The organism is Fervidobacterium sp., assembly GCF_059913585.1.
In genome coordinates this window covers 179,595-199,044 of the sequence record NZ_DBOLZL010000023.1, presented here as the reverse complement: position 1 = coordinate 199,044, position 19,450 = coordinate 179,595, and the positions used below count along the sequence as shown (strand labels likewise).

General features: G+C 39.6%; 13 protein-coding genes. 6 read left to right on the top strand and 7 right to left on the bottom strand.

Features of this window, described 5'->3' with window-relative positions:
* Positions 1-27: 27 nt before the first annotated feature.
* The 5 genes from dtd to AC3M61_RS09465 all read right to left on the bottom strand — a co-directional run bounded on the left by dtd (position 28) and on the right by AC3M61_RS09465 (position 5,328).
* Entirely contained in the window at positions 28-477 is a 450-nt protein-coding gene (dtd, locus tag AC3M61_RS09485; protein WP_500780603.1) for a D-aminoacyl-tRNA deacylase, read from the bottom strand.
* A 2-nt stretch (positions 478-479) separates the two neighbouring features.
* A complete protein-coding gene (locus AC3M61_RS09480) occupies positions 480-2,588 on the bottom strand; it encodes a RelA/SpoT family protein (RefSeq protein WP_500780695.1) in 2,109 nt (702 codons plus the stop codon).
* A 172-nt stretch (positions 2,589-2,760) separates the two neighbouring features.
* Complete coding sequence (gene xerA / locus AC3M61_RS09475) at positions 2,761-3,630, bottom strand: site-specific tyrosine recombinase/integron integrase (RefSeq protein ID WP_500780602.1); 870 nt, start codon at positions 3,628-3,630, stop codon at positions 2,761-2,763.
* A 19-nt stretch (positions 3,631-3,649) separates the two neighbouring features.
* Positions 3,650-4,309 (bottom strand): ribonuclease III, encoded by a 660-nt coding sequence (gene rnc, locus AC3M61_RS09470; RefSeq protein ID WP_500780694.1) that lies wholly within the window; start codon positions 4,307-4,309, stop codon positions 3,650-3,652.
* The gene (locus tag AC3M61_RS09465) at positions 4,261-5,328 is read right to left on the bottom strand and encodes an adenine nucleotide alpha hydrolase family protein (RefSeq protein ID WP_500780601.1); all 1,068 of its coding nucleotides are present in this window, start codon (positions 5,326-5,328) and stop codon (positions 4,261-4,263) included. Before AC3M61_RS09465 ends, rnc begins: the two co-directional genes overlap by 49 nt.
* A gap of 192 nt (positions 5,329-5,520) precedes the next feature.
* Between AC3M61_RS09465 and AC3M61_RS09460 the strand changes: the two genes are divergently transcribed.
* From AC3M61_RS09460 to AC3M61_RS09435, 6 genes are all read left to right on the top strand, one after another.
* Complete coding sequence (locus AC3M61_RS09460; RefSeq protein WP_500780600.1) at positions 5,521-7,188, top strand: formate--tetrahydrofolate ligase; 1,668 nt, start codon at positions 5,521-5,523, stop codon at positions 7,186-7,188.
* 248 nt (positions 7,189-7,436) lie between these two features.
* Positions 7,437-8,720 carry a Glu/Leu/Phe/Val family dehydrogenase gene (locus AC3M61_RS09455; protein ID WP_500780599.1) on the top strand — a complete coding sequence of 428 codons (1,284 nt, stop codon included), beginning with the start codon at positions 7,437-7,439 and terminating at the stop codon, positions 8,718-8,720.
* A gap of 123 nt (positions 8,721-8,843) precedes the next feature.
* Positions 8,844-10,559, top strand: coding sequence for an ABC transporter ATP-binding protein (locus AC3M61_RS09450; RefSeq protein WP_500780693.1), 1,716 nt, complete (start codon positions 8,844-8,846; stop codon positions 10,557-10,559).
* Positions 10,560-10,669: 110 nt separating this feature from the next.
* Positions 10,670-12,154, top strand: a complete 1,485-nt coding sequence (locus tag AC3M61_RS09445; protein ID WP_500780598.1) for a sensor domain-containing diguanylate cyclase — start codon at positions 10,670-10,672, stop codon at positions 12,152-12,154.
* A gap of 63 nt (positions 12,155-12,217) precedes the next feature.
* Complete coding sequence (locus AC3M61_RS09440; RefSeq protein WP_500780597.1) at positions 12,218-14,305, top strand: S8 family peptidase; 2,088 nt, start codon at positions 12,218-12,220, stop codon at positions 14,303-14,305.
* A 43-nt stretch (positions 14,306-14,348) separates the two neighbouring features.
* On the top strand, positions 14,349-15,899 hold the full coding sequence (locus tag AC3M61_RS09435; protein ID WP_500780596.1) for a carboxypeptidase-like regulatory domain-containing protein: 1,551 nt from the start codon (positions 14,349-14,351) through the stop codon (positions 15,897-15,899).
* 46 nt (positions 15,900-15,945) lie between these two features.
* On the opposite strand, the gene AC3M61_RS09430 is transcribed toward AC3M61_RS09435, so the two are convergent.
* Both AC3M61_RS09430 and AC3M61_RS09425 read right to left on the bottom strand, forming a co-directional pair.
* Positions 15,946-17,670 (bottom strand): methyl-accepting chemotaxis protein, encoded by a 1,725-nt coding sequence (locus AC3M61_RS09430; protein ID WP_500780595.1) that lies wholly within the window; start codon positions 17,668-17,670, stop codon positions 15,946-15,948.
* A gap of 99 nt (positions 17,671-17,769) precedes the next feature.
* The gene (locus tag AC3M61_RS09425; RefSeq protein ID WP_500780594.1) at positions 17,770-19,419 is read right to left on the bottom strand and encodes a hypothetical protein; all 1,650 of its coding nucleotides are present in this window, start codon (positions 19,417-19,419) and stop codon (positions 17,770-17,772) included.
* Between the last annotated feature and the right edge of the window lie 31 nt (positions 19,420-19,450).

Below are 19,450 nucleotides of genomic sequence, written 5' to 3'. Positions count from 1 at the left end.
TGCCTCCTAAAGACATTAAGAAAGGTTTCAAAACACCTTTTTTGAATCAAGTAACAAAGTCACCGGACCATCGTTATGTATTTCCACAAGCATATGTGCAGCAAATATTCCAGTTTCCGCATGAACACCGTAGTTTTTCACCAATTCGATGAACTTTTCGTACAAAGCCTTTGCTAAATCTGGTGGAGCACTGTCGGAATACGAAGGTCTGCGACCTTTGCGACAGTCGCCGTAAAGTGTGAATTGAGAAATAATAAGTGCCTGCCCTTTGACATCTAACAGTGAAAGATTCATTTTACCGTTTTCGTCGTCGAAAATCCTGAGGTTCACGATTTTTTCTGCCAAGTATTTGGCATCTTCCTCGGTGTCGTCTTTTCCTACACCAAGCAGAATAACTATACCGTTTGAAATTTTTCCAATAACTTCGTTGTCTACTGTGACGCTCGCTTTTGTAACTCTCTGAACAACAGCACGCATATCTATCCTCGAACCACCTTTCTAACGCCTGGTGATGATTTGAAGTAGTCCATTATTTGTTCGAGTTCGTCAAGTGATTTGACGATAACATTAAGTGATATTATCACAAAATCGTCTTCTATAGCTTCAAACTTAAAGTTTTTTACTTCGATTTTTCTTTCCATAGTCTTTGAAAGCAACTCTGGAACTCTTTCTTTTTTATCAAGTTCCATCTTTACTAAGACACCGAACTGAGCTGTTACATCCGAGCGCCAAAGAGCTGGGAATTTTCTATCTGGTCCGAGTCCTACAACATTTTGACAATTGGACCTATGTATTACAATGCCCCTTTTACTTGCAACTCCGACTATTTTATCACCTGGGATTGGGTTACAACATTTTGCAAATAGTGTTTCAAGACTTTCAAGTCCATCGACAATCACAAGTGATGCAGGTGATTTTTTCTTTGCTTTTGTTACCTTCTTTTTGGGCTGTTCTTTAAAACCTACTATCAACATCAGTTCATCTTGGGTGATTGTTTTATCTCCAAGCCTGGTGATGAATTCTTCCTCGTCGATTTGATGTGCAGTCAAGTATTTTTTTATCTCTGGTTTTTGTAAAAGTTCTTCGATGGAGATGTTTAACTTCTTAGCTACTCTTCGAAGAACGTCTTTTCCTCGTTCTATAAGTTGTTCTCTTTCTTTTTCTTTAAAGAACCTCTTAATTTTTGCCTTTGTTCGCGGACTTTTTGCATATCTTAGCCAGTCAAGGCTCGGACCAGGTGATGATTTGTTGACAATGATTTCCACAACATCCCCGTTGTTTAATTGATAATCGATAGGCACTATTTTCCCGTTGACCTTTGCGCCTGCAAAATGGTGACCTATCTCTGTGTGGATTGCGTAAGCAAAATCTATAGGGGTTGCACCGTAAGGTAAGTGGATGATTTCGCCTTTTGGTGTTAGAACAAAAACTTCTGACATTTGCAATTCCTTTTTCAAATCTTCCAGGCTGGCGTATCCCTGTGAAAGTTCTTTACGCCATTCGGCAAGCCTCAAAATCCATTTTTGTTTTACATCTACAATCCCTTCACCGCTTTTGTATGCCCAATGTGCGATAAGACCGTATTCGGCTTCTTCGTGCATTTGCTTATCACGAATCTGGATTTCCAATGGTTCTCCAAATTGGGTAATGACAGTTGTATGGATAGACCTATAGCCATTTGATTTTGGTGCGGCAATGTAGTCTTTGAACCTTCCCGGTAGTGGGACCCAAAGGTTGTGAACAACACCAACAGCCGTGTAGCAGGTTGTAACATCTGAAACGATAGCGCGCAATCCCATTAAATCGTAAAGTTCGTTGAAATCTTTGCCTTTCTGAATCATCTTTTTCCAAATGCTGTAGTAGTGTTTATACCTTCCTTCGACTAACGCATCGATATTATGCTCCTGGAAAGCGGTCTGAAGTTGCTGGATATAACTCTTTAACCTTTCTTCCCTTTCTACTTTCTTTTGCGCTACTAATTGTTTTATCTTTTGATATTCATCGTAATACAGAACCTTAAAACTCAAGTCTTCCAGCTCAGACTTAATAACGTTTATACCAAGCTTATGAGCGATAGGTGCATATACTTCCAGTGTTTCCATTGCTTTGTATCGCTTTTTCTCTTCGTCTTCGACGAAATCTATTGTTCGCATATTATGGAGTCTGTCTGCAAGCTTGACAAATATCACCCTTATATCCTCTGCCATTGCGAAAAGCATTTTTTGAATAGTTTCAAGCTTTTTCTTTTGCTCGACATTTCCAACAGGAGCGTTTATTCTACTAACTTTTGTAACCCCATCAACTATCTGAGCAATTTCTTTTCCGAACTTCTTTTCTATCATCTCGTAAGTTACTCGACCTTCACTATCCTCAATAGCATCATGCAATAGTGCGGCCACTATGCTATCCACGTCGAGTTTTAATGAAGCTATTATTTTTGCCACCTCTATTGGATGGGTTATGAAAGGCTCACCTGACTTTCTGTAAAGACCTTGGTAAGCGATTTCTGCCGTATCGAAAGCAAGGCAAAGCACATCTTTCTCCTTATCTGTAAGTTGTCTTCCAAGGAGCGTTTCTATTTCCGATATGAACTTTTTGCAATCGTATTTTCCAGGTTCTTTGAATGATTCGGTTTTTTGGGTAACTCGTGAGCTTACGTTGTCAATAGTCCTAATCTCATAGGAGTTTTCCCCAGGTTCCCACTTGCCCAAAAAAATACCCTCTTTCTTTATTTCTCATATAACCAACTTTCTTTATTTCTCATATAACCAACTTTTTCACTGCATCGAATTTCTCTTTATCTGCAACGTGCAGATAAATACTTGTAGTGCTCAGATTTGCATGTCCGAGTAATTCTTGAACGATTTTTACGTTAACATTATTCATAACCAAATGTGTAGCAAATGTATGTCTCAGTGTGTGTGGATGTATGTGTTTTGTTATCCCTGCTTTTTGTGCAGCTCGTTTGACGACTCTGAAAACTGTTGATGGATGCAGTGGTTGACCTTTGTTTTCAAAGAAATAAATCTTTGGTTTATACCTTTCCACGTATTTTTCTAGAAGCGGAACGATATTTTCGCTTATTGGCACGAGTCTATCTTTATTTCCCTTACCCATTACGACCTTGACATACGGTGGATAAAACGAAATATCTTCAACACGTAAGTTGCAAAGCTCACTTACCCTAAGTCCGCAGAAATACAAAAGTGAAAGTATGGCTTTGTATTTTAGCTTTTTTTCCTCATCGTAGACGGAAAGAAGCGCCTTGACTTCCTCAAGTGTTAAGAAGCTCGGTATCTTTTTCCTTAATCGAGGATGACGGACTCTTTCCATTGGATTCTCCTCAACAACACCAATGAGTTCAAGGTAATCGAAAAAGGACCTAAGCGATGAGATATACCTTGAGACGGTTGATTCAGTAACTACCTCTCCTGTGATTTCCCCTTTGGAGAGTGCTTTTATGAACCGTTCGACATCGGCACGTTCTATTTGTTTGGGAGATTTCCCCAAGTAATCAAAAAACCTTTTTATGTCTTTCATATATGCTTTAACCGTATTTTCGGAACTTCTCCTAACATGCGTCAGGTAATCTTCGAAAGTTCTCAACAACGCTCCGATGTCGATTTCCATCCCTCCAGTTGTTATCAAATTAGTTGGAGTTAGAAGCACTTTGATCGATAGCTGTCAGTATTTCGTAAGCTTTTTTCGCAGCATCTTTTTCTGCATCTTTTTTCGATGCTCCAGTGCCTGTTGAAACTTTTTGACCTTGGAGATACAACTCAACAACGAACCTACCGTTTTCATCTTGCTTAACCGTTCTATACTCGGGCAACTCTCTATACCTTTCCTGGGTTATCTCTTGCAAAGCCGTTTTGTAATCAAAGATGCGTTGACCGGTTAGGAAGACTTCTATAGCTTTTTCGAACTTTTCGCCGAATACTTCCATCACTTTTGTTAATCCACCGTCAAGGTAAATTGCTGCGCAAACTGCTTCGAACGTGTCTGCTATTATACTACTTCGTGTTCGACCACCAGTCTTTTCTTCACCTTTGCCAAGGAAGATGTACTTACCGAGTTCATACTGGCTTGCAATCTCGGTAAGAACTTCTTCGCTGGCAACGGCTCCCTTGGTCTTTGCCATTTCACCTTCTGTTGCATCTGGATATTTGTTATATAGTATATCACAGACCACAAGTTCAACTACCGCATCGCCCAAAAACTCCAGCCTTTCGTTATTTTTTACGTCCCTTCCAAGTTGATTTACTTCGTAGGCGTAGCTGGAGTGACAGAGGGCATTGAACAAGAGCATTGGATTTTTGAAATGATATCCAAGTTTCTCCTGTAATTCTCCCAGTACTCTTCTTTCTCGTTCTCGTAAGTCGTCCATTCACGCACCTCCACAACGTGAAAAGTCCTGAGCTTGTTGTTTTTTGATTCATGCCATTCTATTTTGATAGGCACCGCAAATTCGGGCTTAAGTTTACCTTCCGCTATCCAAAATTTTGATTCCTCGACCCTATAAATCGAAGGATTTGCAACTACTACTAAAACTAATGGTTTGTCGGCGACAATCACTTCGTCGATAACTTCTACCTTTCTCAATTCATCAGCAAGGGCGTAGACCTCATTTCTAAAAGGTTTAACATTAATGACTGCGATGTTTTTTGACAAAGGCCCCACTATCTTGACATTTGCAATCTCGTTTCCCTCTGGAAAGTATTTCAAAACCAACTCATTTGCAATAGCAGTTGCCTGCCCATGGTAAGAAGGATTAGTCATGGGTTTCAACAGATGTTTCAATTTACATCCTTCTCTTGTCGAATGTTCCCCTATTCTTCTTATGGTAACCCCATAGCTTCTAAGAATTTCTCGTATTTCGTCTTTGCTTAAATCACCAAGTGGAGCGTACATCCCATTGAATACCCTCAGCCCGGTTTTACCCCAGGTATCTGACGAGTTCGAGCCAGTTACCACTATACGACCGTTTGCATAATTCAGGACAGTCCCCATTTTAACTGTTTTCGTGCACATATTGCACGATGGTCCCGTTTTCCAAATCTTCTCTTGTCCCAGATTTTCTACGAAAGTAAGTTTAAAGCCGTGCTTTTGTGCAAAGTCAGAAACAATCTTTAAAGCGTTTGAATACGTATAAGGACCATATACAACGTGAACAAGTTCAACATGTTCTTTTCCCAACGCCTCGGCACAAAGTAATGCTGCAGCTGTGCTGTCCATCCCTCCAGAAAACGCTATAACAAAGTCTTTGCCGTATTCATTTGAAACTTGCTTTATTTCATTTAAGATTTCTTCTTTTGTTTTTACAGCCACGAATCAAGCCTCCTTTTTCTTGTTTTTCTTCTTTGTTTTTCAATATTTTACCATATCTGAAAGCAAAATTGAATAGGACATACACATTGTGAAAAATATACGAAAATAATCATGAAAAAACACTTTTGCTGGGACTTTCGGTGCTTTTAATAACAATAAAGGTGTGGTAAACTTGGAAATGGAGGTGATAGTATGCTGTCGGATATTGAAATTGCAAAGAGTGCGAAGTTGAAAGATATAAGGCAAATTGCTTTTAGTTTGGGTATTCCTGAGGAGAAATTGAAACTTTACGGAAATTACATTGCTAAGGTTGACCATAGGTATTTAAAAGAACTCGAGCAGCAAGGAAAGAAAAAAGGAAAACTAATCCTCGTTACCGCAATCACACCAACTCCGGCTGGAGAAGGAAAGACGACAACGAGTATAGGCTTATCAATGGCTCTCAACAAAATCGGTAAAAAATCAATAGTTACGTTGAGGGAACCTTCGTTAGGTCCTGTCTTCGGGGTCAAAGGTGGGGCAGCTGGTGGAGGATACTCGCAGGTTTTACCGATGGAGGACATAAACCTGCATTTTACCGGAGACATACACGCAGTTACTGCAGCACATAATCTAATCTCGGCGATGATAGATGCACATGTAAACCACGGTAATGAATTGGGAATAGATATAAGAAAGGTTTACTGGAAACGCGCTATGGATATGAATGACAGAGCACTTAGGCAAATTGTCGTTGGGTTAGGTGGAAGTGCGAATGGATATCCAAGAGAAGATGGATTTTTAATCACCGCCGCTTCTGAGATAATGGCAACTTTGTGCCTTTCTTCTGACATTGCTGATTTGAAAAGAAGAATTGGAGAGATAGTTATTGCCCAAAGTGAAAAGAAAGGTCTTATCAAGGTAAAAGACCTTGGTGTGCAAGGTGCGGTAGCTGCTTTGTTGAAAGATGCCATTAATCCAAACCTTGTTCAGACTATCGAAAACACACCGGCATTTGTTCACGGTGGACCTTTTGCTAATATAGCCCATGGAACAAACACACTTATAGCAACCAAACTTGCACTTTTGCTTGCCGATTACGTTGTGACTGAGGCAGGGTTTGCAGCAGACCTTGGCGCTGAGAAGTTCTTGGATTTTGTGGCACCAACCGGTGGATTATTTGTTGACGCCGTTGTATTGGTTGCGTCTATTAGAGCTCTAAAATACCACGGTGGAGTTGCTAAAGAAGAGCTCTCTAAAGAAAATGTGGAAGCAGTGATAAAAGGTATGGAAAATTTAAAGGTTCACGTTGAGAATTTGCAGAAATACGGAGTTCCTATCGTTGTTGCACTTAATAGATTTGAATCCGATACACCCGCAGAAATCGATGCCGTGATGGAAAACAGCCCGGTTAAATGTGTGGTTAACGAAGCGTTTGCGAAAGGTTCAGAAGGAGCTATCGAACTTGCAAGAGCTGTTGTAGAGACAGTAGAAAGTACACCAAGCAACTACAAACCTCTTATTCCTATGGATTTACCAGTTGAGCAGAAGATAGAGCTAATAGCGAAAGAAATATATCGTGCAGGAAAGGTTACATACACAGAAACAGCGAAAGCAAAGTTGAGTATGCTTAAGAAGAACGGGTTTGGAAATTACCCAGTTATAATAGCAAAGACACAAAATAGCATTTCCGATGACCCAAAGAAGATAAACGCGCCAAAAGGATACGAATTTACAATTAGGGACTTCCAAATCAGCGCTGGTGCAGGGTTTGTGGTTGCTTTAGCGGGAGAAATTATGCTTATGCCAGGTCTTCCAAAAGTACCAGCCGCTGTAAATATCGATATAGACGAAAATGGAGAAATCACAGGTCTGTTCTAAATTATTTTAGTCTATTCTAAAACAACAGTAGTATATGGATGCATAACCAAAGATAAATAAACATCTGTGAGAAAAAAGAAGATTTTCAGACTTTTTTCAATCTAAATGTGATACCCTTCACAAAATGAAAGTTGATAGTTTCATCAGGCTAAAAGATAATAGACTTGGAAATGATAAACATGTCAAGGCATTCAAAAACGCTGGTGGATTGGCATGCCAGCATTAAAAACCAGGGAGGTTGTGAAAAGATGAAGTTGAGCACGATGGGAAACCTCAAACCATTCGGACCACTCTATGAAAATGCACAGAAACAGTTCTTAAAGGCGGCAGACCTCATGGAACTTGACCCAAACATCGGTAACTTCCTGCTTTGGCCACAGAGGATTTTGGAAGTTCACTTCCCAGTAGTAATGGACGATGGAAGAGTGGAAATATTCGAAGGTTACAGGGTCCAGCACAACACAGCCAGAGGACCAGCAAAAGGTGGTATCAGGTATCACCCAGATACGAACCTCGATGAAGTTGCATCTCTTGCCTTCTGGATGACATGGAAGTGTGCGGTTATGAACCTCCCATACGGCGGTGGAAAAGGTGGCGTTAGGGTAGATGTTACAAAGTTGTCCGAAAAAGAACTCGAAAGACTCAGCAGAAGGTTCTTCTCAGAAATTCAGATGATGGTTGGTCCTCACAAGGACATTCCCGCCCCAGATGTAAACACAAACGCGAAGATAATGGCTTGGTATATGGATACTTACAGTATGAACGTTGGTTACACAGCTCTCGGTGTTGTGACAGGAAAACCACTTGACCTCGGTGGTTCAGAAGGAAGACCGGAAGCAACAGGTCGCGGTGTTGCGATTACAGCTAACGAAGCTTGCAAAGTTCTTGGAAAAGATATATCCAAAGCTACGGTAGCAATCCAAGGTTTCGGTAATGTTGGTTCATATTCAGCAAAGATTTTGAGTGAAGAATTTGGTGCAAAGATTGTTGCTGTCAGTGACGTTAGCGGTGGACTATACAACGAAAACGGTCTTGATATCGATGACCTCATCGCTTACCGAGATGCAAACAATGGGCTCATAAAGGGTTATCCAAAAGCGAAGCCAATTACAAACGAAGAACTTCTTGAACTTGATGTTGATATCCTCGTCCCGGCAGCACTTGAAAACGCAATTACAGAAAAGAATGCAAATAACATCAGAGCAAAAATCATCGTCGAAGGTGCAAACGGTCCAACGACACCAGAGGCAGAAGAGGTCCTCATAAAGAAAGGAGTTCTTATCGTTCCAGACATCCTTGCAAATGCTGGTGGTGTTACAGTTTCTTACTTCGAATGGGTCCAAGACTTGCAAACGTTCTTCTGGGACATTGACGACATCAGAAAGAAACTCACAAAGATGATGGTCAACGCATTCGCAGAAGTTTACAAGACGAAAGAAAAATACAATACAGACATGAGAACAGCAGCCTACATCGTTGCAATTAGCAGGGTTGCTAACGCAGTCAAAGAAAGAGGATACTACCCAATGTAATTAAACTTGACAAAAAATCGATGGAGCCCCATTTTTTTGGGGCTCCATTTTTTTACAACATGTGCTATAATATTGTTCGTAAAACAAACTTTCTCAGTTCTTTTGAGTGGGAGTGGTATGCGCGTGTTTAGAGAATTTCTAAGGAAAAGGTGGCATTTTTACATTTTTGGCATCATATCGCTTATCGTAATAGATATGCTCCAACTCTTTGTTCCTAAAGTTATAGCGAAGGCTATTAATGCACTTCAGACAATAAAAGATGTTTCTGAAGTGCGTTTATTTGTTTTTACCATTCTGGCACTTGCGTTTGGAATGCTACTTGGAAGGTTTTGGTGGCGCTATTTCATAATGGGAAGTGCTCGTTATTTTGACTATTACGCAAAGAGAACCCTTTTTGATAAGATACTGAGTTTGGACATGCACTTTTTTGACAAACACCGCTCGGGAGATATAATGGCATATTTTACAAACGATGTGAGCACAGTTGAAAGAATGCTGGGAATAGGAGTTGTGCAATTAACAGACGCCCTTTTTATGAGCTCAATGACGATATTTTTCATGGCGACATCTACCAATTGGAGATTAACATTGACAGCGTTAATCCCTCTACCAGGAATAATCTTAGTGTCATTGCTTTTTGGAAGGCTTATTTTTAGAAGGTCAAGATACACGCAAGATGTTTACATGGAACTGAGTGGTTATACAGAAGAGACTATGGATGGTATAAGGATAATAAAGAGCTTTTCAATTTTGCCAAAGATAGAGGAGCTTTTCGACAAAAAGGCAAAAGAACATTTCAGAGCGACGATGTCGTTGATACGTATATGGGGTATCATGTGGCCTCTTGTGCATTTTATAGGAACACTCGCATTTTTCTTGGCACTTATCGTTGGCGGACCCATGGTTATAAAAGGTACGGTGACCTTAGGCGATTACGTTGCTTTCAACAGTTACATAGGGATGCTAATATGGCCTCTTACCGCTTACGGCATGGTTATGAATGTCATCCAACAAGGGCGTGCTTCTCTGCAAAGGTTAAAAGAGATAAGCAATGCGCAACCAGTAGTTATTGAACCAGAAGAGCCTGTCAAAATACATCGAATAGATGAGATATCTGTCAAAGACCTTTGGTTCAAATACCCTGGAACGGAGAGATATGTATTAAGGGGTATTAATTTCGAAATGAAGCGCGGTCAGTTCGTTGGTATCGTTGGGACAGTAGGAAGTGGGAAATCAACTTTGGTAAAAATCATCAGCAAACTTTATCCTGTCGACAGAGGGAAAGTCTTCATCAATGGAATAGATATCAACGACATTCACTCTCACGATATCCGCGAACTTGTTTCTTATGTCCCGCAGGAGAGTTTTCTTTTCTCCGACTCTGTAGCAAAGAACGTAGCTTTTGCTATGGAGAAATTTGACTTAGAAGAGGTGAAAGAATACATAAAATTATCAGCCGTTGAAGAAGATGTTGAAAAATTCCCTGACAAATACGATACAATTGTCGGACAGCGCGGCGTGATGCTCTCTGGTGGTCAAAGGCAGAGGTTGACGATAGCAAGGGCATTGATGAAAAAGGCAGATGTTTATATATTCGACGATTGTTTATCAGCAGTCGACCCGGAGACTGAGGAAGAGATTATTCAAACTCTAAGAAGCAAAATGAGAGGGTCGACGATGATAATAATAACCCATAGGCTCAAAGTACTCCGAAATGCTGACGTTATTTACGTGCTTGACCAGGGCGTGGTATTAGAAAAGGGAACCCACTACGAACTTTTGCAAAATGATGGATTGTATGCAAGGATGTATAAAAAACAGTTGGTTATAGACGAATAAATAATAAAAAGACAAATGTCAATGTGTTCACAAAATTTGAAATATTTGTGATAAAATAATGCCGAGGGATTTTTTAACCTTGGCATTGTTTTTTCGAGGGAGTGAGTAAAGTGCTGCTGAAGGTTATTCTTGCTTTTTGTTTCTTGCTTATCGCTATCTTGTTTGTTCTTTTTGTGATAAATAGACGAAAACTGAAAGAGAAAACAGAGAGCGAAAAGTCACTGAACGAATTTGTCAGCGGACTGGGAATAGTTTTAGAAGGTGAAAAATTGGGAATTGCAATCTGGATTAATGATGAGTTGGTGTATATCAATAGCATTCTACTTGAGCATGCAAGTCTTGCAGGGATTGATATAAGAAATAAAAAGGACTTAGATGAATTGTTTTCTCACCCAGAGAGGTATTTAGTCTTTTACGATATGCTAACCGAGATTAAAAAACAACGCGAGGCAAAAGCATCGGAGTATTCTGGAGTGTGGAGGAAAGAAATTGGTCAGAAGTATTTTGAAATAAAATACTACAGAAAACACCTCAACGGTAAGAAGCACGTTGTCTTAACAACCAAAGATGTCTCCAACGAGCTATCGAACTTAGAAGTAACTATATTAGCTGAGCTCAGCGAGATTTTCGATGAACATTTTTCAAAAGAAACTATAAATTTGTATGAACTTGGTGAAGCTATCAAAAGAATACTTGCTAATTACGGACTTGTTGATATCTTTGGAATAGGTATACTAAAACCGACGGGTGAACTTTACTACCCGTATTTCAAGTTTACAGACGAAGATGATAGAAGCGGTTTCGTTGTTAAACCTGATGAAAAAATACTCTCGAGGTATATAGTTGACAAGGGTCTGAAGGTTCACATCAAGAATTCTGAAAAAGATACCTCTTTAAGTGATGGTTACAACTTTTACTATATAAGGCGATTCACAACCAAGGTATTCACAATTTATGGTGTTCCAGTATCATTTCGTGGATTAACCAAAGGAGTTATTTTGTTTGAAAAGCAGGGCGAAGACCAATTTTCAAAGTCGACACTTGCTATTTTTGACAAGATAGCTCATTTTATATCCCTCGCACTAAGGTTTATCGAAATACTGGATGAATTGAACACGGAAAGAACGAAACTTTTCGAACTATCGATAAAGGACTACCTTACAGGAGCGTATAGCAGGAGGTTTTTAGAACAATTTTTAGAAAAGGAATTGAGCAAATGTAAACGGACAAACTCAAAGACAACGGTTGCCTTCCTTGATGTTAACGAATTTAAGAAAATTAACGACACATACGGGCATGTGTATGGGGATGAAGTGTTAAAAAACTTAGTTGAAACGATATATAAGAACATAAGAATGATGGATTTGGTAGCAAGATATGGTGGTGATGAATTTGTCCTGGTTTTTCCAGAAACAACTGTTGAAAACGCTGAACTGGTAATGAAAAGAATAGTGGAATCGTTGAAAGATAAGAATATTTCTATATCGTATGGTATGTTAGAAATCTCGGAATTTGAGACGATAGACGATATTTACAAAGAAGTCGATAAAAGGATGTACGAAATGAAGAATAAAACAAAAAGCAATAATACCTAATGGGTGTGTAGTAATACATGGCAAAAGCTGTGCAAAGGTGATAGGAAAGGAGAAGGCTTGGAAATGAAAAGATTACAGAAGTTTAAAGTGTTCACTACTCTAAACAAATCAAGCACGTCTTTTGCAAGCTCAATTTTTTCTTTCTCATTCTTTTTCTTAGTCGCTTTTGCCCTACTGTTACTTTCCTTAACTTCCTGCCTGCACAAAGAAACCTTTGCCAAGGAAAATCTGCCTTCAGAATTGCCAATTTCTTTTGAACAAAACGGTAACGAATATTACGCTGACCGTATTCTCATTGGTTATTCTAATGAGGGAAAAATCAACAGTATTTTGAACTTACTTAACGGAGAGCTGGTTGTTCATATTCCAGAGATTAAAGTAATCTCTGTAAAGGTTGAAAACGTGGATAAAACACTCCAACTTTTGGAAAACGAACTGATAAGAGGAAAATACGGAATAAGATACGCTGAATATGTTTATGTTAGAAAGCTGGTTCCATTTGAGATAAATACTCGAGCAGAAGGCTATAAAGCAGAAAGGTTTGCTTCCAAGCTATCTGAATACACCAATTACTCAGGTGAGTCTCTTGACCTGTATCTGTGGGGGCTCAGGGCTATTAAGATTAAAGATGCATGGAGCAATGGATACAGAGGCGAAGGAGTTATTGTTGCCGTTCTTGATACCGGGGTTGATGGAACCCATCCGGATTTGAAAGGTCAAGTGGTAGAAGGCTACAGACCATCTACAGGTGAAATTCTTCCAGAGGGCACTGACTCCTCCTTTGGGGGTTCACATGGAACACACGTGGCAGGGACAATAGTTGCAAAAGAGGATGGAAAAGGAATTGTAGGCGTGGCACCAGGTGCAAAAGTGATGCCTGTGGTATTGTTCGATAACGGAGGTTGGTATGTAGGAGACGATTACGCAGCGAAAGGGATAATTTGGGCAGTTAATCATGGAGCGAAGGTATTGAGCAATTCATGGGGTGGAGCTGGGTATTCGCAGACACTTAAAGATGCATTTGACTATGCACTTGAAAGAGGGATAGTTGTAGTCGCAGCGGCGGGTAATTCGAAATCAATACAATCTTACCAATATCCGGCAAATTATCCTGGTGTTATACAAGTAGGTGCCATGGAATTCAACGGGGGAGATTATATTGTGGCGGACTTTTCCAGCGGTAGTCCGATGATAAGTGTATGTGCACCCGGAGTGTCGATTATTTCAACAATGCCGCAGGAAGGTTCACAAGGATACGACAGAAGGAGCTTTGTTTTGGTTGAAAACAACGGTTATTACGGTTACATGACTGGCACATCAATGGCAACACCACATGTATCTGGATTAGTGGCGTTGTTATTGCAAAAATATCCAAACGCAAAGCCTTGGCAAATAAGAAAGATACTTGAAGAAAGTGCTGTTGATATAGGGGAAAAAGGTTACGATGAAAGGGCTGGTTATGGGTTGATAAATACCAGCGCAGTCAATCGGGACTTACCGGTAGACGGGGGATTAGACTACCGCTTAACTGTTACAGATGCGTATGGAAGGTGGAACATACCTTCAGTTAGTGTTTCACTTATAGGCGTTGCGAGGAATGGACGAAATGTTCGGTATTTTGCCAAAACGAATGCAGAAGGAATTGCGAAATTTATAAGTATAGATGCAGGTGATTATGACGTGATAGTTAGCGGTCCGGATTCGAAGGAAAATTCTGAGGGATTGATGCGAATAGCTCACAGAAAGGCAGAGGAACGGACGTTGACTTTCCATCAAACTTTGAACGAAATTAAGTCTGATATCGTAAGGTTCTCCTCTCAAGCTTCCCTTGAAATAGATATATCAGAAGGTGCGGCTAATCCACAAATCGTTTTTCTTGATGTGACAAAGCTACCAACGGAAACTGGATACGAGATAACAAAGGATTTGACAAGCAACACTGTTGATTTTTCAGAGCTAAGTGGACGTTATTTAATAAAGCTAAGACTTTCTCAAAAAGCGGACGTAAATATATCCGTTTCTGGAACTCTAACAATCAACGGTGTGAACATACCAGTTAGCGGAATGATACTCAAAGACGCAACAGAAACTTACATTTACGATAACAAAGGTACGTATGCGTGGTGGACGCTTTTTGGTAAGTCGGAATAAAAGAGTTCAAAATAGAGACGAATTAATTGGGGAGCGTGAATTTGTGGAACGAATGACTAAAGCGTGGATGTATAAGTTCTTCGTATCCGTAATTATACTTTTCTTAATGTTACTTAGCTCATGTATTATCCTAAAACCAGCTACAGAAAATGTTGAGATATCGCTTTATGTTTCTGAGTATAACAGTGGTCCAGCTGTTGATAATGCGAACGTAGAGCTTATCAAAGATGGGCGTATCATTGACACAAAGAAAACAAGTGATGGAAAAGTGCGTTTTAGTGTCAAGTTGTATTCAGGACCATACTTGCTAAGAATCTCGAAAAGCGGACACGCAAAGACGACTATAAAGATTCTAAACATCCATTCACCACTTGTGCTTAATACAACATTGAGAAGGACAAAGTTACTACCATCAGAAAAAAATCAAAACGAAATGGACTTATCCTTTGATATCTATACTTCAAAAAACAAGATTTCTAAGTTACTCTCCGATGACAACTCTGTATACAACATTTTTGGACTGTACTATATTTATATCTCAGCGAAAAGCACAACTTCAAATTTCCCAGTATCTTTCATGTATGCGAAACTTGGCACCCCGCCAGGTGCCGAATATCTTACCTCCCCAAGGGTGTTCGCTGAATCTAATATTCTTGAGGGAGAGTTAGATTTAAGACCTTTTTCAGGAAAGGTATATCTCTTTATAGATGCTTACGATGTGAACGACAATAGATATGAGATTGTTGTGCCTCTTACAGTAACCAAATTAACGAATTTGAAAATAAATCCTTATGTGGTAGAAGCCAATCAACCTGCGATTTTTGCCTACAATCTGAACACAACTATAAAATATTACTCAACACAGGATAGTAGTATGCCAAACCAAAGCAAAAGTTCTACAAACCTATACATAAAACTTTCCTGGAAAAGATGGTCTGAAAGCACGCAGAGAAATAAAACAGATGAACCCGATGGATACGTTATCTATAAATCATACGATGGCATAAGGTATGAAAAGCTTACAATTGTTGGTTCAAGACAAAATACTTACTATGACACAATCGGTATTAAACCTGGAAATAGAGTTTGGTATGCTATAGCTTCGAAATACGGTGGGATAGAGGGACCAAGAGTATTCCTTGGCAGTGTTGAGCCATTGCCCATGATTGTGATAACAGATGTTTCGCCTTCGGATGGAGCAACTGATGTCTCCTTATCTCCTACATTTAGCTGGAAAATAGCTGGCGTAGAGAAATACGAAGGGAAAATCAAATATCTTTACGACATATGGATATACGATTTAACCGTTAATAGTGGAGTTTTTCATTACCCACTTGTTGATGTTCAGTATTTTACAAGTGATTCATCAGTTGTGACAATTAACATGAGCAGCTATAGTTGGAAAGACTTGCCTGATGGAAAACTTCAACCGGGGAAACCATACGAATGGGCACCTGAGCTGATAGCGGTAATGTGGAACGATGATGAGAATAATTCCTTATCGCTCAGCGTCAATTGTGATTACAACTTCAAAATTTCACCTGTGGTTATTGAACCTGAGAAGTACTACCTTTTTGTAACAGGCAGTGAATAAAAATAGCTCCCCATCTGGGGAGCTTATTTTGATATTTCGAATCTTTTCACAGCTTGAACTTGTTGAGCTCGGAAACTAAACTATCAACAACGTTCCTAAGTTGCTCGATTTGTCTTCGGATATTTCCAATTTCTTCCACACTTGCTTTCGTGCTTTCAAGTATACGTGAACCACTTTCTTCGATTGCCTGAATGCTATGGACTATCTCTGTGGATGCTGAACTCATCTCTTCCGCGCTTGCTGTCTGTTCTTGTGAATGTGCCGCTACGCTGTCTATTACATTCGTTAGTTCTAATATAGACCTGGTTATCTGTTCAAAACTTTCTGAAACTCTTTTGTAACCATGCTCGGTTTGTTCAACTTCCGTGTAAAGTTTTTCTATCTGACTTTCCAGAGCTTTGGAATACGTATCCACTGCCGATATTGTTGAGTTTATTGTATCAGTCGAAGCCTTTGTTTGTTCTGCCAATTTTCTTATCTCATCGGCAACAACCGCAAATCCTCTTCCGGCTTCACCCGCTCTTGCCGCCTCAATAGCTGCGTTCAGAGCGAGTAAATTAGTCTGTTCTGCTATTTGCCTTACGGTTTCGATAATACTGCCTATGTTCTTTGTTGCAGAACTCAGGTCTCTAATTCCATTTCTCAGTTCTTCATATTCTCTCACAAATCCACTGGTGATGTTCCTGACGTTTTCAAGTTCCTTACTTCCGAATGTTGCTCTTTCTTCAAGCGTCTTTGCTAATTCTGCTGCTTGGGCCGCGAGGTTGCTCAAACCTTGTGATTGACTTGAAAGTTCTTCGATAGTTGCATTTATCTCTTCAACTGATGTGGAGATACGAGAAATATCTTCTTGCTGTTTCTCGATTTCTTTAGAGAAAGAAATGGACAGATTTTCGAAGTTATCAAAAGTTCTTTCAAATGTTTCCAGTGAGTCTTCGGTCTTTTCGGAAGCGTTCTTTGACTCAGAGATAAGCCTTGAAATACTTTCCATCGCATGATTAAGGAGCGAATTGATTTGCCAGAATTCGTCTATAGAGTTAACCTCTACCCTGTATGTCAAATCTCCAGATGCGACTTTTTCAAATGCCTGCTTGAGCGACGGTAAACCTTTTAGAACACTTCTTGCAAGAACGATAGTAACTACTGCGATTACAATATTCAGCGCAATGCTTATTAATACAAGTTTGAATTGCACAGAGTTTTCAATTTCAAAGGCGAGCGTCGCATACTTTAGAAGTGCGGGACCAATCCAAAGTGATACAGCCATAACGCCCACACTCAACTTTGTGGTAGTTGGAATCATGAACTTATGAAATATCTTGCTATCAACTACTTGAGCAATGTTCATCTTCGAATAAATATACAACACAAGTGCAATTATATCCATATTTATCGCAAGTGCACCGGACAACCTGAGCATAAGTGCGCTTTCGGGAAGCGGAGCCAATTTACTTGCAAAAAGTCCGACGATAGTTGCTGCCACTATATTGGCTGTGAACACCACCACGGACATGTACATTGGGACGTTAAACCCTTTGCCCTCAAACGCTTTCTTTACGTTAGTCCTAATCAAAAATATTACAACCGGAAATATCACAACTAAAGCGATTAGATATCCAAGAAGTATATTCACAATTGGGTAATTACCAATACCTGCAAAAACATAGTAACTAAACAAGAGTGCAGGTAAATCGATAACCGTGACCGTAATAACAGGTAGGATGGAGAGTTTTTTGAGTATGGTGTTCTTTTCGCTTTCTGCCAGATTCATACACATACCACCTACTTAATAGTTCTATCTATCGTTATACAATACCAATTCTACCACGAATACTTTATAAGTATCGATTTTTATCAAAATTTTATTATTTTATTTTGCCAGTCCAACAACTTTAACAGAAACCGTCTGAGAACGTGCGGGAGTTCCGTAGGGTTGATGTGCCCCCGTCAGTATCCTTGGGTCGTATGCATATGTTTTGTAATATCCAGTAACTATTCCACCAGTGCTTGGATTGAACGTGCCAACGGGTCCTCTGTAGTTTTGCATAATGCTTCCAAAGACAAAGAGTTGCCCAGCGGGCCATCCAATATCGTAGCCATCAACCATGAAAGAACCATTAAATGCAAACAAACTTGCGAAGATCTTCATATTTATTAGTTTTTCACCAACCCTCACATTGTTGATGGCAACCAAGTTTAATGAAGATGTTTCTTGTGTGTTTACAAAATCCTTTATACTTGCAAGTTTACTTTTACTAACCGTATTGCCGTTTATACCGTGTTCATTATTGGTGAACTGACTTGCGAATGTATCGTAGGGAATAAGACGGTCCTTAATGATGATATCTTTTTCAGAAAAAAGTGTGTAATTGCCTTTGTAAGTTGATAGTTGTGTTGGTCCGTCGATAGTTATATTTCCAGTTGCGTAAACGACACCGTTAAATTTTATATTAAATTCCTCTACTGGACCGCCACCTTGTTTTCTTATCCTGGCATTCGGAGGAGCTGGGTTCCATTTGATGATGTAATCGGTGTTACCTTGGGAAATTTTTATATCGTAGTTGCTCCCAGATTGCCCATGAGCAAAACTGATAGTGATGTTACCGTAGAATTTTATTCCGCTAAGTACCAAAGGTTCTGAACGGATGTCAGTGTAATTTCTCACAAGTGTGTCTATGGAATTTTTATACTCGTTTTTTATCGCATTAAAATCGAGTGCGGCTATATCTGTTGCTCTTAATAACCTGTATGGTGGATTTCCTAACAAGTTTGCAAAGTTGCTATAATTATTTGGGTCTACTATGTACCCATTTCTGTCTTTTATTCCAACGATTTCTATTGGTGATGTAAACGTTGGCTTTCCACCTGCGTTGTTTATGTGTATATAATCATGTGATCTAAGAGGTCCGTCAATCAGTTCGTTTGCGATAAAGTAGATTGTAGTTCCATCGGGACGCCTTTCACGATTTGTGAAATAAACGTATTGGTTTAGGAGCTTTGAGGTGACTATACCATAACTGTATACAAGTTTCCCTTCTTTTTCAGCCCTTGCAACAAGTAAAACTGAAAACGGTTTTTTTGACTTGATGGCATATATGGAGATATTAGAAAGCTTCCTATTTGACAAGTATTCAACCAACTCGTCACGTATTTGATTATCGGTAGCGAAGCTACCACTAGGTGTTATTTCAGCAATCAAGAAAGATTTGTTATCTGCATAGACCTCTAAAAAATCTTTCCATTCACTGCTGAGTTTTGATTTGAAATCGTTATACCAAGAAGGTAAACCTGTTTGATACGGGATGTTGAATCCTAAAACCCCAGTAGAACGACTTCGCATGAATCCAGCCCCAACATTCAAGAAGTTGAGAGCATCTATCTCAAGTTGTGATGAAATTTGCATTCTAATAGCATTTGTTCTGTAGTTACCAACGAGTTGATACAGAGTCAAAAGCATGATACTGGCCACCATCAAGAAAATCAGCACTAAAGCGGTCATAAAACCTTTTCGTGTTCGCATGTATGAATCCCTCCTCAAATTTTCTTGCCAT